This window comes from Ralstonia sp. 110700041-2 (assembly GCF_056280165.1).
The window spans coordinates 67,100-92,957 of record NZ_JBSFAI010000020.1 but is presented as its reverse complement, the minus strand read 5'-3'; the positions used below and the strand labels follow the sequence as shown (position 1 = coordinate 92,957).

Here is a 25,858-nt window from a genome sequence, read left to right as displayed (position 1 = left end):
CGCGCCGCCGCCCGACACGGACGCGTCAGAAGTTGCGCGTGACGAATGCGCCGATAAAGTTGCGATCCGAATACGGATTGCCGACCGTGTTGTGCCCACCCCAGAACGCCGTGAAGTTGATGCCCGCCTGCCAGACGGTGGGGTTCTGGTTGAACAGCACGTAGAAGTTGGCCGACTTCGCGCCCTGCATGTAGTTCGCGTTAAAGGTGGGCGTGTAACCGTACAGGCCCGCGTTGAACGTCACACCCGGCGTGACCTGCCAGCCGGGGATCAGCGTGCCGTCATACGTCCAGTTGAAGTCGACCGTCACGCCGCCCGAGGCGGCCGTACCCTGGCGCATGCCGATGGGGTAGCCCGTGCCTGAGTTGTTGTTCAGCCACGTCAGATAGCCTGCCTGCGGCGCCTGCATGACCTGCACGCCGTTGATGGTGCGTGTCACGCTTCCGCCAAGACCGGGGTAGTAGACCATCGTCGCTTCTGCGGTCAGCGAGGCCGAATCCGCTCCTATCATCTTGAGGAACGGATACTCGCTGCGCGTGAGTGCCAGAATGCCGTTGATACCGAATTGCAGCTTCTTGCGGTCCACCCACTGCTGGCAGTCGACACCGGCCGGGTTCACGTTCAGGTCCATCGGTCCGCCTGCGCCGTAGCAACCCGAGAGCGCCACGGCGTCACGCGGGCGATACGACAGCTCGGTACCGACTGCCCACGGTCCCACCGGGAAGTTCGCGCTGATACCAAACAGCTGACGATTCTGCTGATACGACCACTGTGCTGTGTTATTCGTGAACGAACTCAACACGGGCGACTTGTCGGTGTAGTTCTCGTAATAGAAGGCGAAGTTCGCGTCGATGGAGGTCGGCACATAGTTGAACTTCACCCCGAACTGCGGCTTGTACTTTGAAGGCAGCTTGTTGGAGACCGGCAGCCCGATCGAGAACGACGGTGGGCCAGCGAAGTCGCCATTGACCAGGCCGTTGTTGATCGCCGCAATGGTGCCCGGGTCGTGGCTGTTCAAACCGTTCTGGCCCGCCACCGTACCCGCGCTCGGGCCGTTCGCGTTGAAATTGGTCGTGTTCACGGTGAAAGGCTCAGCACCACGGCCCACAGCGTTGGACGCCGACCAGAAAGAGCCAACCGGCGGCATGCGGTTGCCGTTCCAGATGAACTGGTAATAAGCCTCGGTGCTCAAGCCATGCGAGAGATTCGTGGCAAAGCTCACCATCGGCGCAGGTAGCAGCGCCTGCTTGAGCTGCGAGCCAGGAATCAGAAGCTTCTGGATATCGAGCGAGTTGGTGGCATTGATGCCGCCCATGGCATACATGCTCTCGCCCCAGTTGATGACCTGGTTGCCGATACGGACGTGGGCGTTCTGATCCGCCACGGTAAAGTCCTTCTGCGCCCATAGGTCAAGCACGTGCGCGTCATAAACCACCTGCGCCCTCGCATCACTCGACAGCGGCGTGCGCTCGGTGTTCTTGGCCATGAAGTCGTACATGCCCGTGCCGCGCGCCATGAACTTCAACCCCTCGCTGGGCATCGTCAGCAGCAGTTCGCTGGTCGCGCTCAGGTATGTGCTGTAGGGCTTCCACTTGCGATAGTTCAGATCGCCGTTGTCGCCAGCGCCCCACTGGTCGGTATTGGCCGCCGCACCGCAGCCATTTGCATTCGGATCACCCGTGAGCGCGCAGCTCGGGCTTTTTGTCCGCGTTGCCACACCGGCCGTGATGTTGCTCACCAGCGAGCCTTTCACCGCGTCGTCCGTGCCCAGGGTGAAGTCGTAGGCGTGCGTTGCAGACGTTGTTGCCGCCAACACGGCGAGCGAAATCGCTGTCCGCGTGGACATCTTCTTGGTATTCATTTTTCCTCCAACCCGTTTTGATACCGGTACGCCCCTCCTCAAGCGCGTGCCGGCCCCCGCTCATGCGGCCACGTTCAGCGCTCGCTCACCGCGCGCAGTGTCTCTGCGGTAAAGAAATCCGTCTTGAAGCGCGGATCATTGATCTGCTCGTACCAACGAATGTCTTTGCCCTGACCGAACGTCGTTTGATCCATCACGTAACGGCCGTTGCTGAGGTCGTACATCGCGAAGGGCAGGTTGTCGCACGTGCTGCCCAGCTCCCACACCGGAATCGGGTAGCTCTCGCGCACCTTCCAGAGCTTGCCCTGGGCGTCGTAGTCTTCGCCGACGAGCGCCAACCAGCTGTCTTCATCCAGGTAGAACACCTTCTTGGATGCAACGTGACGCGCGCTGGGCTTGAGCGTGGCCTCGACCACCCAGACGCGGTGCATCTCGTAGCGACGGTTGCCCGAAGCAACGCCGTCGGGCGTGGCAACGTCGTGCAGGTTGGTTTTGAACTTGTACATGCCGAACGCGTTGTACGGCACCAGCAGCTCCTTCTTGCCGACGAGCTTCCAGTTGAACCGGTCGATCGTGCCGTAGAACATGTTGGCCTCATCGATCAGGTACTGGTTCTCCATGCCGATGACCGGCGCATCGTGCGTATAGGCCGGCATGCGGCGCACACGACGCTGCCCCGGGAAGTAATAGAACGTCTCCGACGACTTGTTGAAGAACTGCCGCTGTACAAAAGCCTGTCCGGCCAGCGCCGGTGGCGATTCCATCTTGAAGAAGGCGGCGCTGCTGAGTTGGTCAACATCCTGCGGCGTCGTCTTGCCGGGCTTGCCCCATGGGAGGAGAGCATGCTGTGGAGAGATCACGTCGATCCATTCATTGCCGCCCGGGCGCGGGGAAATCGAGGTAACCATCTTCGGCCATTCCAGACCTTCACCGTGGTAGCGATATATGTAGTTCAGGATCGCTTCTGCGCCGTTCTTGGGCTGCGGGAATGCAACACCCGGAAGGGTGGCGGTCTGCAGCTGCTCCCCCGTCGAATCCAGCTTCGCTCCGGTCAGATTTGCCTTGGAGTTCTGCGCAACGAAGTCGGGCACCTGGCATTCGCGATGCGACGGATACACGTCCATGCGATAGCCCTTCTTCTGCTTGATGAGCTGGATCTGGCCTGGCGTCAGCTTGTCTGCGTACTTGTCGATGTTTGACGCATCGATCGAGTACAGCGGCTTCTCGCTCTTGTGCTTCCAGAAATCGCCGCGAACCTTGCCCCACTCCCAACCCGCTTCGGGCGACTGTTTACCTGCGTAAGCAGGTACCGCACCATCTTTGCTCGCGGCGCGATCACCGCCCTCCGGCGTGAGGTCTTCCGCCATGGCGGCGGTGCCGATCACACAACATACTGCGGCCGCAATAGCGGATACGAATTCAATGCGTTGCTTCTTCATCATGGGCTCCTTCCAATATCTCTCGCCGTGCAGCCAGCATGTCCGGCCGCCTCAAGCGCTCATTCCTCACCGGATCCGGCCACGGCCATCGCGCGAATCTCGATCAGCAATCCAGGCAAGGCCAACTGCGTCACCCCTACCGCCGACCACGACGGATAGCGGCTCGGAAAGAACTGGTCCTTGACGGCGATAAACGCGTCGATATCGCCATGCAGGTCCGTGTGAAACGTCGTGAGCTCGACCACATCGGCCAGGCTTGCGCCCGCCTCGTTGAGAACGAGCTTCAGGCATTCGAATGCGATCTGCGCCTGCGCTTGCATCCCCTCCGCAGGCTTCATGTCAGCATCCACCCCAACCTGGCCGGACACCCAGACCATGTCGCCCACGCGCGTTGCCGGCGAGAAGTGATACGCGTCGTAGTGCCCTTGGAAAGGAGCCGGGATGATCGATTGACGCTTATTGCTTGCAGCCATGGCCTGAGCCTCTCTGCTAGATGCGTTGATGGAAACAGGTGTGCGGAGCAGAAGAAGACGCCAACAGCGCTCTAGCCCTGCACCTGTTTTCGGGCTGCCATTTGAAGATCGTCTCGCCGCCAAGAAAGCCAGCACGGCCGCGTGACGCGCGGTGCGGCACCGACCTGAGCGACACCCATCTGAGCATCGCCTTATGAATACGTATTGACGGCCTACAAATAACGTTAGTACGGCCAAATATTAGCGTTGCACCGGCCTATCATCAAGGTGTGACAAACTAGGGAAAATACCAACCAAGCGGGACGCAAACGATGTCCAACCGGTCCATTAAGGGGTGCTGGTGTGGATTCGGCGGTTCGATCGCCGCAGCGCAACGCTGCAGCACGCGCATGTGCCGCGTTGCCATTAGATGGAGAGCCGGAACAGGAGCGACCTGAGGGAGCCGCCGGGGGGCTGGGAGTCACGCGGGCGGTCGACTGAACCGATCCGCGCATGGGCAAGCGAATGGATTCATGCGTTGCAGGCCTGGCTAATTGCCGAAGCTCGAGTCAAGACCGACAGGCCGACGCGACATTGCTGGCGCAGCGATCAGCACACGCGCCAGCTCGCGTGCCACCCATCAGAAAAAGGCGACCTCATCGTTGCGCATCAAAAGCAACGCTTTACGAGTGCCGAGAAAGTCGACGAATGAATAAGCCGCCAAGCTCGAGCAAGTTCTGCGCCGAGCTGATGCGACCTGCCGCCGTGAAAATGCCGTGCATATGGCGAGGCAGGTGGTGATGCTCCAGCAAGCCGCCTGCCCGCGCTGCCATTGCTGCGTATTCAATGCCTTCGTCGCAGAGTGGGTCCAGGCCAACGGTGGCGATAAACATCGGAGGCTGACGGCGGCCCTCTGCATGCAGCAGCGGCGACAAGGTGGGCTGGTCAAGCGGTGTGCCTGCGGGCACGTACAGCTCACGGAACCATTGCATCGATTCTGCGACGAGCGGCAGCCCGCCCAGGAAGCGTCCGTAGGACGGCCGGCTTGCGGTCAGGTCCGTCACCGGATAGAGCAGCACCTGGCCCGCGACCTCGTACGCCCCTGTAGCCGGCGAATTGCTGATGATGGTCGCCATACTGCCGCCCGCGCTATCGCCGGCCAGCACTACGCGGCTGGCGTCAATGGACAACGCTGCCGCATTGGCGACCAGATGGCCGAGTGCCTGCTCGCAGTCCCGCAGCGGCACGGGCCATTGATGCTCTGGGGCCAAACGATATTCCACCGACGCGACGACGCAGCCACTTTGCCGGGCCAGCAGTCGGCAAATGCCGTCATGCGTGTCAATGCTGCCAATCACCCACCCGCCGCCGTGCAGGAACACGACCAACGGCCCCTTGTCGCCCGCGCCCCCCGCTTCGTCCGGCTGGTACAGCCGCACCCGGATCTCTCCGTCGGTCACCGGCACCATGATGTCGCGATGGCCAACGCCGTCAATGCCGTTCAAGCCGTTCAGGCCGCAGGCCCGGGCAAAGTTAGCACGCGAAGGCTCCGGCGCCAGGCTGCCGTAGTGCAGGCCGCCCGCCTCGCGGAACGCCTGCACGAGGGGCCGCGCATCCTCCGCCACCTCGGCGAGCGGCTGCCAGGAGCGTTCCGAAGACATGTCCCTGCTCCCGTCAGATCGGCTCGAATGCGCCGAGATCCCAGCGCGCCGTCGCTCGGTATTCATCCACCGTGCCGGACCAGTTGTTGATGACCTTGCCTTTGGCGTTCTTGTACCAGCTTGAGCAGTCGGCCGAAAATGCCGAGCCGCTCATTGCCGCCTGCAGCGCGCGGTTGTAGTCGTCGGATAGCGACCTGCTGACGTGGCATGCATCCACCCCCGAGGCCTCGATACCGCGAATCGCATCGATGATGTAGCGCTGCTGGATCTCCAGCATCGACAGGATGGAGTTGTGGTTCAGGTTGGTGTTCGGGCCATAGATCATGAATAGATTGGGAAAGCCCGGTACTGCCATGCCGAGATACGCTTGCGGTCCGTCGGCCCAGGCATCGGCCAGCGAACCATCTAGGCCACTGACCTGCAGGTCACCCTGGAATGCCTGGCTCTCAAAACCGGTGCCGAACACCACGACCTCGAAAGCATGCACGCGGCCGTCTTTGGTCAGGATGCCCTCTTCGACAAACGCCTCGATTCCGGCCGTCTCGAGCGTGACGTTGTCGCGCGTCAGGGCCGGATAGTAGTCGTCGGAGCGCAGAATCCGCTTGCAGGCAAATTCATAGTCAGGCGTGAGCTTGGCACGCAGGACGGGGTCGGCGACGCTTCGCTCCAGATGTTCCAGCGCCAGGCGCTTGCCTTCGCGCTGCGCATCGGTGCCGACGCGGGTGCGCTCGAAGCCTGACTCTCGGAATGCATGGAGCCGCTCGCGGCTCTTCTCGAACAGGGCCGGATCGCGCTGAAATTCATCGAGCTGTTCCGTGGCGAAGACAATCTGATTGCGCGGCATGATCCAGTTGGCGCTGCGTTGGAACACAGTCAGATGGTTCACCACCGGGGCAATCTCGGGAACGTACTGCACCGCGCTGGCCGCGTTACCAATGCTGGCGACGCGCTTGCCGCGCAGGTCCACGTCATGGCGCCAGTCGGCGGAATGGAAGTACTGCCCCTTGAAGGTGCCCAGTCCCGGCACCTTGGGAATCAACGGTCGGTTGAGCTGCCCCCAGGCCGGCACGAAGAAGCGCGAGGTCAGGCGCGAGCCGTCGGCCAGCTCGAAGCGCCAGAGGCGATCGACCTTGTCCCAGACCGCGCCGCGGATTTCGCTGTTGAAGCGCAGATGGGATTCGAGTCCGAAACGGGTTGCGAGCGATTCCATGTAGCCGAGCAGCTCGTCGCGGCCCGCGTACATGGCACTCACGCGCAGATGCGGATGGAAGCTGTAGCAGTAGAGGTGCGATTCGGTGTCACACGCCGCGCCGGGATAGGAGTTGTCGCGCCAAACGCCGCCCAGCGCCGGGCGCTTTTCCAGCACGACGAAATCATCGATACCCGCCCGCTTCAACTGGGCCGCCATGCCAAGCCCGCCGAATCCGGCGCCGAGGATGACAACCTTGTAGTGACCGTTGGTTTCGACCTGACTCATGATGCTTCGCTTCCTGTACTGCGGGCCCCGCCCGACGACGGGTCCCTTTGCAATGGATTGATAGATGCCAGCCTGCGCTGTTCCCGAGCGCATCGCAGGCGAAGGTCGGGCTTCGCACCTGGCGCAGGTCAGCACATGGTTCTCCAGCCAGTGGCGCGCTGGCCTTGACTGGTCCAGCAAGCGCCCCACTCCGGCCTTAGTACGCCTGTTCGTAGAGCCGCAGGGCGTCGGCTTGCTGCACGTCGATCGGGTTGTTCTGTAGTAAGCGCTGCTGCTGCATGGCGTCCGCGGCAAGCATCGCCAGGCTTTCGCGCGTGACACCTGCATCGCGCAGCCGCCGCGGCGCACCGGACCGATCCATCAGGTCCTCCAAGAATGCAATGAAGGCAGCGGTGCGGGCATCGTCATCGCCATCTGCCTCGCCGATGCCCAGCGCGCCCGCCAGCTCTGCGTACTGCGCAGCCGCTGCTGCGGCGTTGAAGCGCAACACCGGCCCAAGCATCAGCGCGTTGGACAGACCGTGCGGGATATGGAAATGCCCACCCAGCGGATACGCCAACGCGTGCACGGCCGCAACCGGCGCGTTGGCGAAAGCCTGGCCCGCGAGCGTCGCGCCAAGCAGCATCGCCTCGCGCGCGCGCCGGTCGTTACCGTTCTCGCATGCAGCCAGCAGATTGGCCGACAGCAGGCGCAGCGCCTCACGCGCCAGCGCGTCGGAAATGGCGTTCTTCTTGTGCTTGCTGGTGTAAGCCTCGATGGCGTGAACCATGGCGTCGATCCCCGTGGCCGCGGTGTGCTGCCGCGGCAGGCCGACGGTCAGCTCGGCGTCGAGGATCACGCGGTCTGCGTAAAGCTGGGGCGCGACGATTCCCATCTTGGTCGTCTCGCCGACGGACACGATGGAGATATTGGTCACTTCCGAACCGGTACCGGCCGTGGTCGGCATCTGCACCAGCGGCACGCGTGCGCCCTTGACGTTTCCGATGCCGTACATCTCGGCCAGCGGCTGCTCGGAGACAGCCAGCACGGCCGCCAGCTTTGCAATGTCCATCGACGAGCCGCCACCCAGACCAATCACGAGATCGACACGGGCCGCGCGCGCATGCTCGACGCAACGCAGCAACACCGCCTCAGGCGGATCGGCCACGACCTCGTCGAAAACGGTCACGCGGAAGCCGGCGGTCGCCAGCGATGCCTTGGCGCTCTCCAGCACCCCGGCCTTGTGCAGGCCACCATCGGTGACGACCAGCACACTGCGGCGCTCGGTCCATGCGGCCAAGAGCTCTCCGAGGCGGCGCGCGGCGCCCCACTCCTGGAGGATGGAAGGGACCGTGTCGAAACGTACCGGCTGTTGGAATTGATCCATGCTCTTGCTCGTTGGTGCTGTCGGTTGCCCCGCGCTCAGACCTGTGCGCACAGGTACTTGATTTCCAGGTATTCGTCGATGCCGTATCGCGAGCCTTCACGGCCGAGACCGGATTGCTTCACGCCGCCGAACGGGGCCACCTCGTTGGAAATCAGACCGGTGTTCAGGCCCACCATGCCGTACTCCAGCGCTTCACCAACGCGCCAGATGCGCGCGTTGTCGCGGGTGTAGAGATAGGCGGCAAGGCCGTACTCGGTGTCATTGGCCATAGCAATCGCCTCTGCCTCATCGCGGAAGCGGAACACAGGAGCGACCGGACCGAACAGTTCCTCGCGCGCCACGCGCATGTCCGGCGTGGCGCCGGCAATCACGGTCGGCTCGAAGAACGTGCCACCCAATGCATGGCCCTTGCCTCCAACGACAACCCTCGCGCCCTTGCCGACGGCATCGTCGATCATGGCTTGCAGGTGTTCGCACGCTGACTGCTGAATCAGCGGCCCCTGCTGCACGCCTGGCTCCACGCCATTGCCGACCTTGAGCTCCGCCACGCGGCGCACCAGCGCCTCGACGAAGCGATCGTGGATGCCGTCCTGCACCAGAAAGCGGTTGGCGCATACGCACGTCTGGCCGCTGTTGCGGTACTTCGACGCCATCGCACCTTCGATGGCGGCATCGAGATCGGCATCGTCGAACACGATGAACGGCGCGTTGCCGCCCAGCTCGAGCGACATCCGCTTGATCGTCGGCGACGACTGGCTCATCAGCACCCGGCCAACCTCGGTCGAGCCTGTGAAGGACAGTTTGCGCACGACCGGGCTGGCCGTCAGGACCGCGCCGATCTCGCGCGATGGGCCACACACGACTTGAAGCACCCCGGCAGGAATACCCGCACGCTCGGCCAGCACCGCCAGTGCAAGCGCGGTCAGCGGCGTCAGATCGGCCGGCCGCACGATAATCGAGCAGCCCGCAGCGAGGGCTGGCGCCACCTTGCGGGTGATCATCGCCGCCGGGAAATTCCACGGCGTGATGGCCGCGCACACGCCGACCGGCTGGCGAATGACGAGGATCCGCTTGTCGGTCTGCGGATGCGATGCGACGTCACCGTAGATGCGCTTGGCCTCTTCCGCGAACCACTCAACAAACGACGCCGCGTAAAGGATCTCGCCGCGCGCTTCGGCCAGCGGCTTGCCCTGCTCCGAGGTCATGATCAGGGCCAGGTCATCGGCGTTGGCAATCATCAGATCGAACCAGGCACGCAACAGCTTGGCCCGCTCGTGGCTGCTGCGGCGCTGCCAAACGGCCTGCGCTTGTGCGGAGGCCGTGATTGCAGACTCAACTTCGGCACCGCTCAAACTGGCCACGCGGGCCAGGATCTCGCCCGTGGTGGGATTGGTCACCGCAAACGAGCGTCCGTCGGATGCCTCTTGCCATCCCGAGGCCAACCAGGCGCGCGTTTCCAGCAATGAAGGATCGCGCAGGCGGGCCTGGAGCGCTGCGGTAGCTTGGGTGTCGTGGTTCATTACGTTGAACTGCATATGGAATGGATGACGCTTCGCAGAGAGCGGTCGGGCAAGCCATGCGGAGGCTGGCGAACCAGATCAGATATCGGTACGCCATGGCGACGCGCTGGTACAGGCGCAAAGGATGACAGTCAATTGCAGTGCCACACGCAAGGCGCCAGCCCAACATCTCGGTCCCGACAAACCTCCGATTATTGCGTGTTGTTGGCCTACAAAACACGTTACGACGGCCAAATATTAGCGGCTAAATGGCCTAAATTCAATGCAATAAAGGTTAGGGAAAACACCGACGGAATTAGGCGCAGATGATGTCGAATCGAGTGAGTTGGGCGTGTTGCGGGACATGCAGGCGTGACTGAAGTGCGCGCGATTTCTTGCGAATGACGCGGCATAGCCATTTCGGACTGGGACATTGCACCTAGATTTACATCGCCGCACTCTCGTCACTGCAAATTGCATTGAACCGCATGCCGAGCTGCCACCCACTCCTCATTAGTAGGCTCCACCGCCACGCGAATCCGGCTCGCTGAACTGGAAATGATCGCTGCATGCGCTTGGTTGGCCTCGCCATCCAGGTTGGCGCCCAAATAACCAAGTCCCCCCACAACGCGTTCGCGCAGTACGGCGTTGTGTTCGCCGATACCGGCCGTGAATACCAAGAGATCCAGACCACCAAGCACCGCTACCAGGGCGCCGATCTCGCGGACGATCCGGCGCACGTAGAGCGCAAGCGCTGCCTGCGCACGCGGGTTGTCGGCCTCGCGCGGAATCAGGTCGCGCGGGTCGGAAGACAGCCCTGACACGCCAAGCAGACCCGATTCGTGATACAGCACGTGCCCGACCTGTGCTGGGGAAAGATGCTCCGTCTCCATCATGTAGAGCACTGCCCCCGGATCGAGCGAGCCACATCGCGTCCCCATCATCAGGCCTTCGAGCGCGGAAAACCCCATCGTAGTGGCCACGCTCTTCAGCCCGTGCATTGCACACAGGCTGGCGCCGCTGCCCAGGTGCGCGACGATGGTTCGCCCGCGTGCGATGTCGCCATGCCGTTCGGGCAAGGCCATCGACATGTACTCGTACGACAGCCCATGAAAGCCATAACGCCGCAGGCCACGCTCCCATGCACTGTAAGGCAACGGCAGCATCGTCTCGACCTGTGGCAGCGTGTTGTGGAACGCGGTATCGAAGCAAGCAACTTGCGGCACGTCGGGCAAGCCCGACAGAAGCGCCTCGATGGCTTCCAATGCAAACGGCTGATGCAGCGGCGCCAGCGGAATGTAGCTGCGCAGATCGGAAAGCACCTCCGCGCTCACGCGTGCCGGCGCAAAGTACTTGGCGCCGCCATGCACCACCCGATGGGCCACGGCCTTCAGCCGGCGGCCTTCCAGCCTTTGCTCGACACGCTGGCGAATGTGCATGAGCGCGGCGTGATACGGCTGCACACCGTCAAGCTCCAGCGCCTGTGTCGGCGCGCCAGCCTCTGTCGCCGTGGGGTGTTCAGTGCCGATCCCCTCCACTTTGCCGTTCCACATGGGCGCACGCGGCAACGGGTCCAAGGTGGCATCGAACAACGCAAACTTGATGCTCGACGAGCCGCAATTCAGTACGACGATGCAATCGTTCATGGCGGCAAGCTGCGGTAGCGGTGAGCCAGCAAGGTGGCAAGCGCGCACGACGCGATGCGCGATTCACGCGAGTCGGCACGGCTGGTCAACACAATGGGCACGCGGGCGCCGAGCACAATGCCCGCGCTGGCAGCCCCGCCAAGGTATTCCAACTGTTTGGCGAGCATGTTGCCGCTTTCCAGATCGGGCACCACCAGCACATCGGCCTGCCCTGCCACTTCCGAGACGATGCCCTTGATGCGCGCGGCAGCGGCAGATACCGCGTTATCGAAAGCCAGTGGCCCGTCCAGCACACCGCCTTCAATCTGGCCGCGGTCCGCCATCTTGCACAGTGCGGCCGCATCGAGCGTGGCCGGCATGCGCGGGTTCACGGTCTCGACCGCCGCAAGGATCGCCACCCGGGGGCGTTCCACGCCAATCGCATGGGCCAAATCGATGGCGTTGCGGACGATGTCCGCCTTCTGATCGAGGGTCGGCGCGATGTTGATGGCGGCGTCCGTCACGATAAACGGCCGCGGATACGCGGGCGACTGCATCAGGAAACAATGGCTGATCCGGCGCTTGGTACGCAGCCCCGCTTCGTCGCGCACGACCGCTGCCATCAATTCATCGGTATGCAGGCTGCCCTTCATGAGCGCCTCTGCCCTGCCCTGCGTGACAAGCTCCACCGCGCGGGTGGCAGCGGCGCTGCTGTGCGGCACGTCTTCAATCTCTATGCCACGGAGGTCAAGGCCGGCATCGGCGGCTACGCGCATCAGCTTGGCGTATGGCGCGACGAGGCAAGGCACGATCAGGCCTTCAGCGTGCGCGTCCATCACGGCTGTCAGGCTCAGCGCATCGCACGGGTGGACGATGGCCATGCGGACTGCACCAAGAGGTCGCACATGGTCGAGCAGCCGGTGCATACCGTCACTGCCGGTGGTGATACGCACATCCGGCAGTGTGGTGCGCGGACGCTCGATCCGCTCGGTGGGCGCGATGACCTCGGCCTCGCCCGTGATGGCCAACGTGCCGCTGTCGTTTGTACACGTGCATGCCAGCGTGACCCGCTTTCTTTCGTCCTCTTTGCTGACCACCGTCACGCGGATGGTCAACGTGTCGCCCACGCGCACCGGTGCAAGGAATTGCAGCGTCTGCCCAAGGTAGATCGTTCCCGGGCCGGGCAAACGGGTCCCGAGCAAGGCGGAAATGAGTGCTCCGCCCAGCATGCCGTGGGCGATCACGCCGTGAAAGCGCGTGGATGCGGCAAATTCGGGGTCGAGGTGCTGCGGGTTGACGTCCCCGGACAGCACGGCAAAGAGCTGGATGTCCTCCGCCGTGAGGGTGCGCAGGATGGCCGCAGTGTCGCCAACGGCAATTTCGTCAAAGGTGCGATTGCGCACCACGCTAAGGTCGCTGCCCGGCAGCAGCGCCGGCGGTGCAGGCAAATGATCGGGGCCCATGTGCGCTCGTCAGGAAGTTTTGCGGAGTTGACCGTTGCCCTTGCCGGAGGCACGCAAAAGGGTCGGGTTCGACTGCTCGCTTGCGGAACGCGGCAATGCATCGCCCGGCAAGCCCCACGTCGACAGCATCCCCTGCAGCGCCGTGTGGATCGGCATGGCATTGCCGGCCGTGCTCAGCGCCCGGACGGAAGCCTGCTGCCATTCCAGCATGACGCGTTGGTAATCCGCCACGAAGCTCGACTGGTTCGAGATGGCGGTATGCAGCACCCCTTGCAGCACATCCATGGCCCGCTGGCTGCTCTGCCAGAATGCGTTGGGTAGCAGCGCAGCAAACGCGTTCCAATCCTCGACGCTTTGCAGGTCGGCCAGCGCAGACTCCGTGCGGGCAACGTCTGCGGCCAGTAGCTCGGCGCCGAGTTCATACCAGCGCTGCCGCGTTGCCTTGAGCAGACCCAACGTCTGCAGTCCGAATGCAATCTGCGCCTTTTGAAGCGCGAGAGGAACGTTGGCGGGTGTATCCATGTTGGGCTCCTTAAGCCATCTGGCTGATGGTTTGGCGAAAGCGTGTCAATGATGCGAGAAACAGCACGGTGCCGATTACGCAGATGGCCAGACATTGAGGCCACACCACCAGTCCCATCGACCAGACCTTGGACCAGATCCCCGCGTTGTTTCTCCACACGCATCTATTTCTCCAGCACGTAGGTGCCGGGCGCGTCGGCCAGTGGCGGCAATCCTGGAACGCCCATCTTCGGCGGTTTGACCAGCGCGGAGCCCGATGCATGTGCAACGAGCCATGCGTGCCACGCCGGCCACCACGAACCGTCGGTGGCGGGCGCCGATGCCAGCCAGTCATCCGGCCCCGCCGATGTCTCGCCTGTGTGGCGTGTCTGCATCTGGAACCTTCGATGCGAGTTGGTGGGCGGGCTGACGATGCCGGCGTTATGACCGCCGCTGGTCAACACGAACGTCAGCTCCGCCTCGGTCAGGTGATGCAGCTTGTAGACGGAGCGCCAGGGCGCCACGTGGTCGGTCAGCGTGCCCACCACGAAGATGGGCAAATCGATCTCGTTGAGTGCCACCGGCTTGCCGTTGACGGGATAGTGGCCCTCGCTCAGGTCGTCGTTCAGGAAAAGATGCCGCAGGTACTGGCTGTGCATGCGCGCGGGCATGCGCGTGGCGTCGGCGTTCCAGGCCATCAGATCGTTCATGGGTGCGCGGTCGCCCAGCAAGTATTCGCCCACCAGGCGCGACCACAGCAAGTCGTATGAGCGCAGCATCTGGAAAGCCCCGGCCATCTGGCTGGCGCGCAGATAGCCGGTCTGCTCCATCTGCGCTTCAAGCAGGCTGACCTGTGCCTCGTCGATGAACAGGCCCAGTTCGCCCGGCTCGCAAAAGTCAGTCTGCGCGGCAAAGAGCGTCATGGACGCCAGCCGTGCATCGCCATCGCGTGCCATGGCAGCCGCAGCGATGGCCAATAACGTGCCCCCCAGGCAGTAGCCGGCGGCGTGGACGCGCTGGCCCGGCACGATGGCATTGACGGCATCGAGCGCGGCAAAGACGCCGAGCTTGAGGTAGTCATCCATGTCGAGGGCGCGATCCGCCTCGTCGGGGTTCTTCCAGGAGATGCAGAACACGGTATGGCCCTGCTCGACCAGATAGCGGATCAGCGAGTTCTGCGGCGACAGATCCAGGATGTAGTACTTCATGATCCAGGCCGGCACGATCAGGATGGGCTCGGCCTGGACCTTGCCCGTAGCCGGTGCGTACTGGATCAACTCGATCAGGCGGTTGCGCAAGACCACCTTGCCGGGCGTGATGGCCACATCGCGGCCCACCATAAAGCGTTCGGTACCGGCAGCCGGCGCGCCGCTCATGGAGCGCTCCAGATCGTCAAGCGCATTGAGCGCGCCGCGCACAAGGTTGGTGCCGTGCTGCTCAAAGGTCCGGCGCAGGACAATGGGGTTGGTTGCCAATTGGTTGCCCGGCGACATCATGTCGAGCCATTGACGCGCAGCAAAGGCGACCACGTCCTCATGGTGCTTCGCGACACCCCACACGCCGCGCGTGGCGGCCTCCCACCATTGTTCTGTCAATAGGAAGGACTGGTGCAGCACGTTGAACGGCCACAGGCGCCACTCGTCGGCCGCGAAACGACGGTCGCGGGCCGGCGGCTGGACGCAAAGACACGCGTTCTGAGGGCCGGACGCCATGCAGTTCCGGATGTAACCCTCGAGTTGTTGGGCCTGCGTTAGCGCCAATCGCCATAGATCCAGCCGCTTGCCCGGTGAGCCGGCCAGATGCAGCGCCCAATCGAACAGGGCCAGTTGCATTGATGCAATCGAAAGCGAATTGGACGCGCGGGCAAGCGCCGCGTGAAATGGTAGGTCGATCTGCTCTGCAGTCGGCGAAGACGGCACGGGGGCGGTGCGCATGGTCGGGGCGTCAAACGATTGCGAAATATGCAATCCATTAGATGCCAGGGGCTACGGCCCGGACTTGATGCACCTCAAACTGGGACAAGAGGGCCGACTCTAGGTGGTTTCACAGAAACGACATCTGCGGTTGCCTGCCAGTCGTCGCAGTGGCGGTGGCGACGGAGTTCCGCGGTTGGGAGTGGACATGAGCGCGCTGCTTTCATATCGCGCCGATGCCGCTCGGGTCCGGCTGGAACCGCGGATTCCAAGAGGCCCGGTCAACGGGCCACCGGCCTAAATGGGTGTGTTAGAGTCCGGCGGGGAAAACGCGGCGGTCTGCAACATCGGGCCCAGATTTCCATCGCGCTCCAGGTTGTGCCCGCGAATCTGTCGCAACCACAGGATGCATTGAGCGCAACGCGCCGACTCCATCAGACGAGATGCAATCTCCACTGCTCGGGCCAAAATAGGCCCAGGGCAGTGCAAACTCCTGCAAATGGCGCGGCAAAGCCATTTGTGGTTGAGGTACCCATCTGGATTCATATCGGTGCACTCGCAGCCCCTGACTACCACCTCGTCATCGAGGCGCAACACAACATCCATTTAGAGAAAACCGTGTTCATTTGCATCAACCAGAGCTGCGGCACGCAGTGGCAGCTTTCCGACGTCGTGATCAAAGACGAGGGCCAAGGGCCGCTGTTCCGCTGTGCGCTGTGCGGCGCACGCAACTATGTCGAACGCTTCGAAGCTGCCGACGGCACCGTCGTCTACGAACAACTCGAAGGCAAGCCGTACAAGTGACCCAGCGCAACAACATGACCATCGAACCGACCGCCACGCCCTTCAGCACCCTAGCGCTCGCCCCGGCTGTGCTCGCGAACCTTGCGCAGCTCGGCTATACCGACATGACGCCGATCCAGGCCGCAAGCCTGCCGATCGCCCTTGCCGGCCACGATCTGATCGCGCAGGCAAAAACGGGCAGCGGCAAAACCGCTGCGTTTGCGCTGGCCCTGCTCGCACGGCTCGACGCGCGCAGCTTCGACGTGCAGGCGATGGTGCTGTGCCCTACGCGCGAACTTGCCGATCAGGTGGCGCAGGAGATCCGCCGCCTGGCCCGTGCCGAAGAAAACGTGAAGGTGCTGACGCTGTGCGGCGGCACACCGATGCGCCCGCAGGCCGCAAGCCTGGAGCACGGCGCCCACGTCATCGTCGGCACGCCGGGCCGCATCATGGACCATCTGGAGCGCGGCAATCTCGCGCTCGGTGCACTGAAGACGCTGGTGCTGGACGAAGCCGACCGCATGCTCGACATGGGCTTCTTCGACGACATCGCAACAGTCGTGCGCCAGTGTCCAGCCGATCGGCAGACGCTGCTGTTCTCGGCGACGTACCCGGAAGGTATTGCAAAGCTGAGCCAGCGGATTCTGCGCAACCCGAAGGAAGTGAAGCTCGAAGAGCGCCACGACGACAGCAAGATCCGCCAGCGCTTCTACGAGGTGACCGACAGCCAGCGGCTGCATGCGGTGGGGCAACTGCTCAAGCACTACCGTCCGGTCAGCACGCTCGCGTTCTGCAACACGAAGCAGCAATGCCGAGACCTGCTCGATGTGTTGCGCGCGCAGGGCATTCACGCGCTTGCGCTGCATGGCGAACTCGAACAGCGTGAGCGCGACCAGGTGTTGATCCAGTTCGCGAACCGCAGTTGCTCAGTGCTGGTTGCGACCGACGTTGCCGCGCGAGGGCTCGATATCGCCCAGCTTGAAGCGGTGATCAACGTTGACGTGACGCCCGATCCCGAAGTGCACGTGCACCGGATTGGCCGCACAGGCCGCGCCGATGAGAACGGCTGGGCATTAAGCCTCGCCAGCATGGACGAGATGGGGCGCGTCGGCAATATCGAGCAGGCGCTCGGCCGCGAGGTCGAATGGCACAAGCTCGACGAGCTGGATACCGGCAACGATGCGCCGCTGCTGCCGCCCATGGAAACGCTGCAGATTCTGGGCGGGCGCAAGGAGAAGATCCGCCCTGGCGATGTGCTCGGCGCACTGACTGGGGATGCCGGCTTTCGCGGCGACCAGATCGGCAAGATCAACGTGACCGAATTCTCGACGTACGTTGCGGTCGAACGCGGCATCGCGCGCGACGCGCTGCGCAAGCTCAACGCCGGCACGTTGAAGGGCAAGAAGGTCAGGGTTCGGCTGATGGATGAATGACGCCCCTGCCCTGCGCAGCTACCGGTTGCCGCCCGCAGGAAGCGCGTGATTCAACCCAGCATGGCAGCGGCAACACCCGCCGCCGCACAGAACGCCACCACGATCAGCGGTGGCGTTTTCCATTGCGTCAGCAGCAGGAACGCAATCGCCGCGACGGCAAAATCGAGCCATGACCGCACGGCGCTCGTCCAGACCGGCGTGTAAAGGGCAAACGCCAGCAACCCAACCACTGCGGCATTCACCCCCGCAAGCAACGCTGCCATGGACGGGCGCGCGCGCAATCCCTGCCAGTAAGGCAGCGCCGCGATGACCAACAGCAAGCCCGGCAGGAAAATACCCACCGTAGCGAGGGCAGCACCGGCCCAGTGATTGAGCCCGGGGCCGATCGTCCAACCGAGGAAAGCGGCGAAGGTGAAGAGCGGCCCCGGCACGGCCTGTGCGGCACCGTAGCCAGCCAAAAAATCGTTCGATGCCACCCAACCGGTCGCGACCGTCTGCTGCTCCAGCAACGGAAGCACGACGTGCCCGCCCCCAAAAACCAATGCACCCGAACGATAGAACGCATCGAATACCTTCGCGGGCATCCACGGATGAAGATCCGTCAGAACCGGAAGTCCGAACAGCAGCGCGCAGAACAACGCCAGGCTGACGATGCTGGCCACGTGAGACACGCGGAATGCGGCCTCCTGCCCTGCCCTCTGGCTACCGCTGGCCGGAAGGGATGTCCGGCACAACACCAGGCCCAGCGCGGCGCCAAGCGCAATCACGACAAGTTGCGCGTAGACGGTCGTCAACGCGCCAAGCACGGCGATGCTGAGTACCGCGATGCCTGCGCGCTGCCAGTCTGGACAGAGCTTGCGCGCCATGTCCCACACGGCCTGCGCCACCACAGCAACGGCAACCAGCTTCAAACCGTGGATCAGGCCCGCGCCAAACGGGCCGCCGAGGCTCGGCGCGAGCATCGCAAATGCCAGCAGCAACAAGACGGAAGGCAGCGTAAAGCCGCACCACGCCGCCAACCCGCCGCGCCAGCCGGCCCGGAGCAGGCCGACGGAAAACCCGACCTGGCTGCTGGCAGGCCCCGGCAGAAACTGGCACAGCCCGACCAGATCGGTGAATGTTGCGTCGTCCAGCCAACGGCGGCGCTCCACGAACTCGCGGCGGAAGTAGCCGATATGCGCGACAGGGCCGCCGAAGCTCGTGAGGCCCAGCTTGAGAAAGACCGCCAGCACTTCCATGGCAGAGCCCGCTTGATGTGTACGGGACGGTGTGGCGGAAGCGGTCATTGGCGCGGGATATCGACGTTTGAGAAACCCGTATTAGAACATTGCCGCCATGGCTTGGAAGGCAACTAAAGTGGCAGGATAGGCATCGCCGTCACCGCCATTGGACTCTGCCGGGTATCCCATCATGCACTTTGCCCACACCATTGGCGCACAGCGCCATGTGTTCAACGATCTCAAGACGCTGCTGGCCAAGGCCAGCCCGTCGCGTTCGGGCGACTATCTGGCTGGCTTGGCAGCCGCCAGCGAAGGCGAACGCATGGCCGCGCGCACGGCGCTGGCGGATGTGCCGCTGTCGGTGTTTCTCAACGAAGCGCTGGTGCCCTATGAAGACGACGAGGTCACGCGCCTGATTCTTGATCGGCACGACGCGCAGGCCTTCCAGCCGATCGCCTCGCTCACGGTGGGCGAATTCCGCAACTGGCTGCTCCTGCATGAGACCGACAGCCAGACACTGGCAAGCGTCGCGCCCGGCATCACGCCGGAAATGGCCGCCGCGGTCAGCAAGCTGATGCGCAACCAGGATCTGATCGCCGTGGCGCGCAAGTGCCGCGTGGTCACGCGCTTTCGCAACACCATCGGTTTGCCGGGCCGGTTGTCGGTCCGGCTGCAACCCAACCACCCGACGGATGATCCCAAAGGCATTGCTGCGTCGATCATCGATGGCCTGCTCTATGGCTGCGGCGACGCGACCATCGGCATCAACCCTGCCAGCGACAATCTCGGCGCCATCGTTTCGCTGCTGCAATTGGTTGACGAACTGCGCAATCGCTACGCCATTCCCACGCAGTCTTGCGTACTGACGCACGTGACGAACACGGTGCGCGCCATTGACCAAGGTGCGCCGGTCGACCTGGTGTTCCAGTCGGTGGCGGGCAGCGAACAGGCCAACGCGGGATTCGGCATCAGCCTCGCCTTGCTGGCCGAGGCCCATGACGCCGCGCAGAGCCTGGCGCGCGGCACGGTCGGCAACAACGTGATGTATTTCGAGACCGGCCAGGGCAGCGCGCTGTCGGCCAACGCACACCACGGTGTGGATCAGCAGACCATGGAAGCGCGCGCGTATGCGGTGGCGCGGGCGTTCTCGCCGCTGCTGGTCAATACGGTGGTCGGCTTTATCGGGCCGGAGTATCTGTACGACGGCAAGCAGATCATCCGCGCTGGATTGGAAGACCACTTCTGCGGCAAGCTGATGGGCCTGCCGATGGGCTGCGACGTCTGCTACACCAACCACGCCGAAGCCGATCAGGACGACATGGATACGCTGCTCACGCTGTTTGGCGTGGCGGGCATCCATTTCATCATGGGCGTGCCGGGCGCTGACGACATCATGCTGAATTACCAGAGTACGTCGTTCCATGACGCGCTCTATCTGCGCGACATGCTGGGGTTGCGACCCGCACCGGAGTTCGAGGCGTGGCTACAAAGCATGGGCATCGTCGATGCTGCCGGCCGCCTGCAAGACGCCACGGCGCGGCAACCGCTGCTGCAGTTGGCTCACGCACTGTGAATTCCGTGGGGAAGCCAGACATGCCGAAACACACCCTCGTCCAGCTGAATCCGTGGGCGCACCTGCGCGCCTTTACCGACGCCCGTATCGCGCTGGGCCGCGCCGGCAACAGCCAGACGACCGACGCCGTGCTGGCGTTTGGCGTGGCGCATGCCCAGGCGCGCGACGCCGTGCACCTGCCGCTCGATAGCGCAGCGGTGGCGGCCGCACTTGGTGAAGCGGGCTTCACGGTGGTGACCGCGCACAGCGCGGCAGCCGATCGCGCGGAATACCTGCGCCGTCCCGACCTTGGCCGCCGCCTTGACGAGGCCAGCCGCGCAAGACTTGGCGCGTTGCGGCCAGCGCAGCCGTTCGACGTTGTCTTCGTGATTGCCGATGGGCTCTCCGCATTGGCGGTGCAAAGCCATGCAGTGCAGCTGCTATGCAGCGTGCGTGAGCGTCTGCCGGCCGGATGGTCGATCGGGCCAGTTGCCATCGCCGAGCAGTCCCGGGTTGCGCTGGGGGATGAGATCGGTGCACTGCTGGGCGCGCGGCAGGTGGTGATGCTGATCGGTGAGCGGCCAGGGTTGAGTTCGCCTGACAGCCTAGGCATTTACCTGACCTACGCGCCGTGCGTTGGCCGCTCCGATGCGGAGCGCAATTGCATCTCCAATGTGCGGCCGGCAGGTCTGACCTATGACCAGGCAGCGACCCGGCTGGTGTTCCTGCTCAACGGCGCGCTGGCGCTGGGCCGCAGTGGCGTCGACCTGAAGGACGACACGCCGGCCGTTGCCTACGGGGCAGCCCGACTTGCCGAACGTCACGACCCATGACACACTCCCTCCCGCTGCCCACACCGGCAGCACGCAGGCGCGGCTGACGCACCAACGACAGCTGCAACACGCCGCAGGAGAGACCGGGCTCAACGCACACGCGCGCAACGCCCGGCGCCGATGGAGCAACCACCCCGGAAACTCTCAGGCAAAAGGACTGTGGCGTCGACTGCGAATCTGGAGAGAGGCGTGCACGCGCGCGCCCACCGAAGGGGAAGGCGCCAGCGCTGCTGACGCCCAAGCTCTCAGGTCCCGAGACAGATGGGGTGAGCCGACCGGATCGTCCGGTCATGACATCACTCCATAGGGACCGCCATGACGCACATCGTCATCGTCGGCGCCGGCATATCCGGCGTCACCACTGCTTACACGCTCTCGCAACTCGGTTATCAGGTCACGGTACTCGACCGCCACCTGTATCCGGCCATGGAAACATCGTTCGCCAACGGCGGGCAGCTTTCCGCCAGCAACGCTGAAGTCTGGAACAGCACTGGCACGCTGCTCAAGGGCATCAAATGGATGCTGCGCAACGATGCCCCGCTGCTGCTCAATCCCAAGCCCTCGTGGCACAAATACTCGTGGATCGGCGAGTTCGTGGCCAGCATCGCGCACTACCGCCGCAACACCATCGAAACCACACGCATGGCCATCGAGGCACGCAAGCATCTGTTTGCGATGGCGGAACGCGAGCAGATCGATTTCGACCTGCAGAAGCGCGGCATTCTGCACGTCTATCACGACAAGGCCAGCTTTGCGGCAGCAGGCAAGGCCAACGCCCTGCTCGTCGCCGGCGGCCTTGAGCGCCACGCCGTGAGCCCCGAGGAGATTGCCGCCATTGAGCCGACGCTACGCGGCAACTACTACGGCGGCTACTTCACCGAATCCGACGCCACCGGTGACATCCACAAGTTCACGCGGGGCCTCGCGCAGGCCTGCGAAAGGCGCGGCGTGCGCTTCATGCAAGGCGTGGATGTGCGCGATGTGCAAACCACTGAAGGCGGCGTCCGCCTCCTGCTGCAGACCACGCTGGATGACCGCCTTTCCACCAGTGCGGCGAATATCGTTCAGGACCTTGCCGCCGATGCGATGGTCGTCTGCGCGGGCGTGGGCAGCCGGCATATCGCGCAACTGGTGGGCGATCGCATCAACGTGTATCCGGTCAAGGGTTATTCGATTACGGTGCACCTGGACGATGAAGCCAGCGTGCAAGGCGCGCCGTGGGTCAGCCTGCTGGATGAGAGCGCGAAGATCGTGACAAGCCGCTTGGGCACTGGCCGGTTCCGCGTGGCCGGCACGGCGGAGTTCAATGGCTACAACCGCGACATCCGCGCCGACCGCATCGAACCCCTGGTGGCCTGGACGCGCCGCAACTTTGCGATGGGCACGTCGCGCGTGGTGCCCTGGGCCGGCTTGCGCCCGATGATGCCGGACATGATGCCGCGCGTCGGCCGTGGCAGGCACGCGCGCGTGTTCTACAACACAGGCCACGGGCACCTCGGCTGGACGCTGTCCGGCGCCACTGCCGCGATGGTGGGCGACGTGATCGCGCGAGATTGCCCGGTGCATTGATCGCAGAAAACGAAAAAGCCCGCCGGGACGCTGGCGGGCTTATTCATTGCGAGAACGATCCAAGCGATCAGAACTTGTGTCGCACGCCCAGCATCACGCCCAAGCGCGAGTTGTTGCCGTACAGGTTGCCGGAGTTGTTGAACGCGGCGGCGCTGTCCAACGCCACCCAACTCCCCTGCAGATGCGTGTAGTCCACCTCGGCATACACATCGGTGCGCTTGCTGAAGGCGTAGTCGAGCATGCCGGCGGTGGTCAGGCGCTTGCCGCTGGAATCGAGGTGCTTCATCCAGTCGTACTGCACGGTGCCGATGAAGCTCAGTGCGCCGGAGATCGGCACCTTTGCGCCCACATAGGCGGCCTGGTTCTTGTAGTCGGCCACGTCGAGGCGGCTGTTCGTGTAGCCGAGGTACCACGTGGCAATCGAGGTATCCAGCTTGCCGCCAAAACCCCAGACCGTCTGCTTGCTGGCAAGCGCCGCCGGCACCGCGCCGAAGAACGCCGACGACACATCGCGCGTGACCTGGTACACCGCGCCCACTTCAGCCGACCCCATGCTGTAGACGATCGAGCCGGCGCCGGCCGAACTCTTGCTGAAGCTGCCGGCCGCCTCCCCAAACGTCCATGCACCGGCAAGCTGCAGGCCGCCAAACGACTTGATGTATTTGACCGTGTTGTCGTAGCGCAGGCCGGTGTAGTTGCCGCCCTGATAGCCGACGATGGAGTTGTTGGCAAACGCCATCGCCTCGTACGAAGACAAAACCTCGTGTGCCAGCGTGTATTGCCGGCCGAGGTAGAGCTTGCCGTAGTCGCCTTCCAGGCCCACCACCGCGGTGCGTCCGAACAGTCGCCCGCCCTGCTGGCTGCCGCCGGTATCGGGGAAGAAGCCCGATTCCAGGATGAACATGGCCTTGGTGCCGCCACCCAGGTCTTCGGTGCCACGCAGGCCCCAGCGGCTACCGGTCAGCACGCCGTCCATCATCTGCAGATTGCTGTTGCCTGCCGCGTTTTCGTGCGTGCTGTAGCGGATGGTGGTGTCGATCAGCCCGTAGAGCGTGACACCGCCGGTGGTTTGCGCTGCCGCTGGCAGGCTCGTGGCTCCGAGCACCAATGCGGCAATCATTGTCTTGTTCATGGCTCCCTTGTCTCCTCTTTGATGTGATGGGGATGGATCTGCAACGGCTGCCCGCGCAGCCGTGGTGTTGCGTGGATAACGCCCACGGCCGCACGACCGCGAGCGCCAAAGTCTTCGTGACTCAGTGGTCAGCCGTATTGGTGGTGGTGCGGCTCAGTTGCGCCTGTACGGCCATGCGCACAGCGGCGTTTGCCGCGCCGTAGCCCAGGTAGCCGTTGCGCTGGACAAGCTCGAAGAAGAAGCGCTCGCGAAAGGGCTCGGTGTAGGTGTGCAGAAAATCGCCGTGCGGGTCGCGGTCGTAGAGCAGACCATCGTCGTGCAGGCGGGTGAGCAGCGCATCGTCCAGCCCCAGGCGGGCGGCAACGTCGTCGTAGTAGTTCTCTGGCACGTGCTGCAGGTGGGCGGCGCCTCGGTCGATGGCCTCAATGGTTTCGAACAGCCGCTCGGTGCGGAAGGCAATGTGATGCACGCCCGAGCCCGCGTAGGCGGCAATGAACCGGCCGGTGGCGGTGCGCCCGCTCTCCGATACGTTGAGCGGAATCCGCACGTTGCGGTCGGGGCTCACCATCGCACGGCTTTTGACTAGGCCGTACGGGTCGGCAATCTCCTGTTCGGGTTCGGCTTCCATGCCGAAGATGGCCCGGTAGAACAGCACGAAGCTGTCGAGCCGATGTGCGGGCAGCGCGTGCGCGACGTGGTCGATTGATGCCAATCCCGCTGCATCGTCCTGTATGCCAGGATGGAGAACGAAATCGCTTTCGTAGATGCTGCGATCGGCTTGGCGGTCGTCGATCAGATAGAGCAGCGTGCCATCGGGGGCCCGCAGCGCGGGAATGCTGCGTTCGGCAGGCCCCACCGGCCCGCGCCACTCCTGGGCGCACAGCACACGTGCGCGTGCCATGGCGCGCTCGGCGTCGTCCACCTTCAGGCCGATCGCGCAGACAGACGGCCCGTGCAGCTCGAAATGCTCCGACGCCGCGCTGTCCTGCTCCATGTTCAGGATCACGTTGACGCGGCCTTGCCGATACAGGTCAACGGCCTTGGAGCGATGGTGCCCGGCAAAGGCAAAACCCAGCGCACGCAGGCGCGTTTCAAGCTCCCGCCCTGCCGCGGCATCCACGGCAAACTCCAGGAAGTCCACGCCTTCAAATTGAGCTGCGGCCGGCAGTTCTGCCCCGCCCGCTTCGGACTCCAGCCAGAGTAGTGAACGCATGCCATCCAGCGCCGTGAGCCGCGCGGGCGCGGAGCGGAAATCGTCATTGAAGACTTCGAGCGACAAGGGCCCGGTATAGCCTGCAGCAAGCAAGTCGCGCGCAAAGTCCGTCACCGGCAGGTCGCCCTGCCCCGGGAAGTTACGGTGATGCCGGCTCCAGGACAGTACGTCCATCGACAGCCTTGGCGCATCCGCAAACTGCACGAAGAAGAGCTTGTCCGCCGGCACGTTGTGGAGGCCATCCAACGTGTCGCCCAGCGACAGCGTATGGAAACTGTCGAGAATCAGCCCGAGCGCCGGGTGGTCAGCCTGCTGCACGATTTGCCACGCTTGCCGCCAGGTTCGCGTGTGCCGCCCCCATGCCAGCGCCTCGTAGCCCACACGCAGCCCACGCCCGGCCGCAGCTTCCGCCATCTGGCGCAGATCGTCTGCTGCGCGCGCCGGGTCGTCGATGGCGATGTCCTGCACGTTGCTGCATACCAGCACCGTCTCGACGCCCAGTTCGGCCATCACGTCGAACTTGCGCTCGGCGCGCGCCAGGTTTCGGGCGAACAACTCACGCGGCATGGCTTCGAAGTCACGGAACGGCTGGTACAGCATGATCGCGAGCCCAAGGTCTGCCGCCATCTGGCGCACGCGGTCCGGCGAGCCGTCGAAGTTCAGCAGATCGTTTTCGAAGATCTCGATGCCATCAAAACCGGCAGCGGCCGCCGCCTCCAGCTTTTCAGGCAGCGTGCCGGACAGGCACACGGTGGCGATGCATTTGGGATAGCGCGCTGCGCGGAGCGAATTCATGGCGATGCGTTGTCTGACGATGCCCGCAGCGTAGGTGGCCACACCCCGCATTCACAAGCGGCATTCGCGCA

The 25,858-nt window shown here is 63.8% G+C and carries 19 protein-coding genes and 1 riboswitch; of the genes, 5 read left to right on the top strand and 14 right to left on the bottom strand.

Features of this window, described 5'->3' with window-relative positions; genetic code table 11:
- Window positions 1–25: 25 nt before the first annotated feature.
- The 11 genes from ACUXH0_RS24595 to ACUXH0_RS24545 all read right to left on the bottom strand — a co-directional run bounded on the left by ACUXH0_RS24595 (window position 26) and on the right by ACUXH0_RS24545 (window position 15,278).
- A complete protein-coding gene (locus ACUXH0_RS24595) occupies window positions 26–1,861 on the bottom strand; it encodes a DUF1302 domain-containing protein (protein WP_182594782.1) in 1,836 nt (611 codons plus the stop codon).
- A gap of 74 nt (window positions 1,862–1,935) precedes the next feature.
- Window positions 1,936–3,303: a DUF1329 domain-containing protein gene (locus tag ACUXH0_RS24590; protein ID WP_024974762.1), complete on the bottom strand. Its 1,368-nt coding sequence runs from the start codon at window positions 3,301–3,303 to the stop codon at window positions 1,936–1,938.
- Between the two features lie 56 nt (window positions 3,304–3,359).
- Complete coding sequence (locus ACUXH0_RS24585; protein ID WP_012430342.1) at window positions 3,360–3,773, bottom strand: RidA family protein; 414 nt, start codon at window positions 3,771–3,773, stop codon at window positions 3,360–3,362.
- Between the two features lie 662 nt (window positions 3,774–4,435).
- On the bottom strand, window positions 4,436–5,413 hold the full coding sequence (locus tag ACUXH0_RS24580) for an alpha/beta hydrolase (protein ID WP_182594781.1): 978 nt from the start codon (window positions 5,411–5,413) through the stop codon (window positions 4,436–4,438).
- A gap of 13 nt (window positions 5,414–5,426) precedes the next feature.
- Window positions 5,427–6,890, bottom strand: coding sequence for a flavin-containing monooxygenase (locus ACUXH0_RS24575; RefSeq protein WP_182594780.1), 1,464 nt, complete (start codon window positions 6,888–6,890; stop codon window positions 5,427–5,429).
- Between the two features lie 196 nt (window positions 6,891–7,086).
- Window positions 7,087–8,256 (bottom strand): iron-containing alcohol dehydrogenase, encoded by a 1,170-nt coding sequence (locus ACUXH0_RS24570; RefSeq protein WP_182594779.1) that lies wholly within the window; start codon window positions 8,254–8,256, stop codon window positions 7,087–7,089.
- Between the two features lie 35 nt (window positions 8,257–8,291).
- Window positions 8,292–9,776 carry an NAD-dependent succinate-semialdehyde dehydrogenase gene (locus tag ACUXH0_RS24565; protein WP_182594778.1) on the bottom strand — a complete coding sequence of 495 codons (1,485 nt, stop codon included), beginning with the start codon at window positions 9,774–9,776 and terminating at the stop codon, window positions 8,292–8,294.
- A gap of 443 nt (window positions 9,777–10,219) precedes the next feature.
- The gene (locus tag ACUXH0_RS24560) at window positions 10,220–11,401 is read right to left on the bottom strand and encodes an acetate/propionate family kinase (RefSeq protein ID WP_182594777.1); all 1,182 of its coding nucleotides are present in this window, start codon (window positions 11,399–11,401) and stop codon (window positions 10,220–10,222) included.
- Window positions 11,398–12,843, bottom strand: a complete 1,446-nt coding sequence (locus ACUXH0_RS24555) for a bifunctional enoyl-CoA hydratase/phosphate acetyltransferase (RefSeq protein ID WP_182594776.1) — start codon at window positions 12,841–12,843, stop codon at window positions 11,398–11,400. The genes ACUXH0_RS24560 and ACUXH0_RS24555 overlap by 4 nt, the downstream gene beginning before the upstream one ends.
- Before the next feature lie 9 nt (window positions 12,844–12,852).
- Window positions 12,853–13,365, bottom strand: coding sequence for a hypothetical protein (locus ACUXH0_RS24550; RefSeq protein WP_182594775.1), 513 nt, complete (start codon window positions 13,363–13,365; stop codon window positions 12,853–12,855).
- A 164-nt stretch (window positions 13,366–13,529) separates the two neighbouring features.
- Window positions 13,530–15,278, bottom strand: coding sequence for a PHA/PHB synthase family protein (locus ACUXH0_RS24545; protein ID WP_004627239.1), 1,749 nt, complete (start codon window positions 15,276–15,278; stop codon window positions 13,530–13,532).
- Window positions 15,279–15,875: 597 nt separating this feature from the next.
- Between ACUXH0_RS24545 and ACUXH0_RS24540 the strand changes: the two genes are divergently transcribed.
- Window positions 15,876–16,061: a hypothetical protein gene (locus ACUXH0_RS24540; RefSeq protein ID WP_024542192.1), complete on the top strand. Its 186-nt coding sequence runs from the start codon at window positions 15,876–15,878 to the stop codon at window positions 16,059–16,061.
- Between the two features lie 14 nt (window positions 16,062–16,075).
- A complete protein-coding gene (gene dbpA / locus ACUXH0_RS24535) occupies window positions 16,076–17,473 on the top strand; it encodes an ATP-dependent RNA helicase DbpA (protein ID WP_024974752.1) in 1,398 nt (465 codons plus the stop codon).
- A 50-nt stretch (window positions 17,474–17,523) separates the two neighbouring features.
- Here the strand turns inward: dbpA and chrA are convergent, their stop codons facing one another.
- Window positions 17,524–18,759, bottom strand: coding sequence for a chromate efflux transporter (chrA, locus tag ACUXH0_RS24530; protein ID WP_024974751.1), 1,236 nt, complete (start codon window positions 18,757–18,759; stop codon window positions 17,524–17,526).
- 124 nt (window positions 18,760–18,883) lie between these two features.
- Between chrA and ACUXH0_RS24525 the strand changes: the two genes are divergently transcribed.
- The 3 genes from ACUXH0_RS24525 to ACUXH0_RS24515 all read left to right on the top strand — a co-directional run bounded on the left by ACUXH0_RS24525 (window position 18,884) and on the right by ACUXH0_RS24515 (window position 22,647).
- Complete coding sequence (locus ACUXH0_RS24525; RefSeq protein ID WP_182594774.1) at window positions 18,884–20,266, top strand: ethanolamine ammonia-lyase subunit EutB; 1,383 nt, start codon at window positions 18,884–18,886, stop codon at window positions 20,264–20,266.
- 20 nt (window positions 20,267–20,286) lie between these two features.
- The gene (eutC, locus tag ACUXH0_RS24520) at window positions 20,287–21,078 is read left to right on the top strand and encodes an ethanolamine ammonia-lyase subunit EutC (RefSeq protein ID WP_182594773.1); all 792 of its coding nucleotides are present in this window, start codon (window positions 20,287–20,289) and stop codon (window positions 21,076–21,078) included.
- A gap of 64 nt (window positions 21,079–21,142) precedes the next feature.
- Window positions 21,143–21,248: riboswitch (glycine riboswitch) on the top strand.
- 145 nt (window positions 21,249–21,393) lie between these two features.
- Window positions 21,394–22,647: a D-amino acid dehydrogenase gene (locus ACUXH0_RS24515; protein ID WP_182594772.1), complete on the top strand. Its 1,254-nt coding sequence runs from the start codon at window positions 21,394–21,396 to the stop codon at window positions 22,645–22,647.
- Between the two features lie 67 nt (window positions 22,648–22,714).
- Here ACUXH0_RS24515 and ACUXH0_RS24510 read toward each other — a convergent pair whose 3' ends face one another.
- Both ACUXH0_RS24510 and ACUXH0_RS24505 read right to left on the bottom strand, forming a co-directional pair.
- A complete protein-coding gene (locus ACUXH0_RS24510) occupies window positions 22,715–23,779 on the bottom strand; it encodes a porin (RefSeq protein ID WP_024974747.1) in 1,065 nt (354 codons plus the stop codon).
- A 121-nt stretch (window positions 23,780–23,900) separates the two neighbouring features.
- Window positions 23,901–25,787: a bifunctional sugar phosphate isomerase/epimerase/4-hydroxyphenylpyruvate dioxygenase family protein gene (locus tag ACUXH0_RS24505; protein ID WP_182594771.1), complete on the bottom strand. Its 1,887-nt coding sequence runs from the start codon at window positions 25,785–25,787 to the stop codon at window positions 23,901–23,903.
- Between the last annotated feature and the right edge of the window lie 71 nt (window positions 25,788–25,858).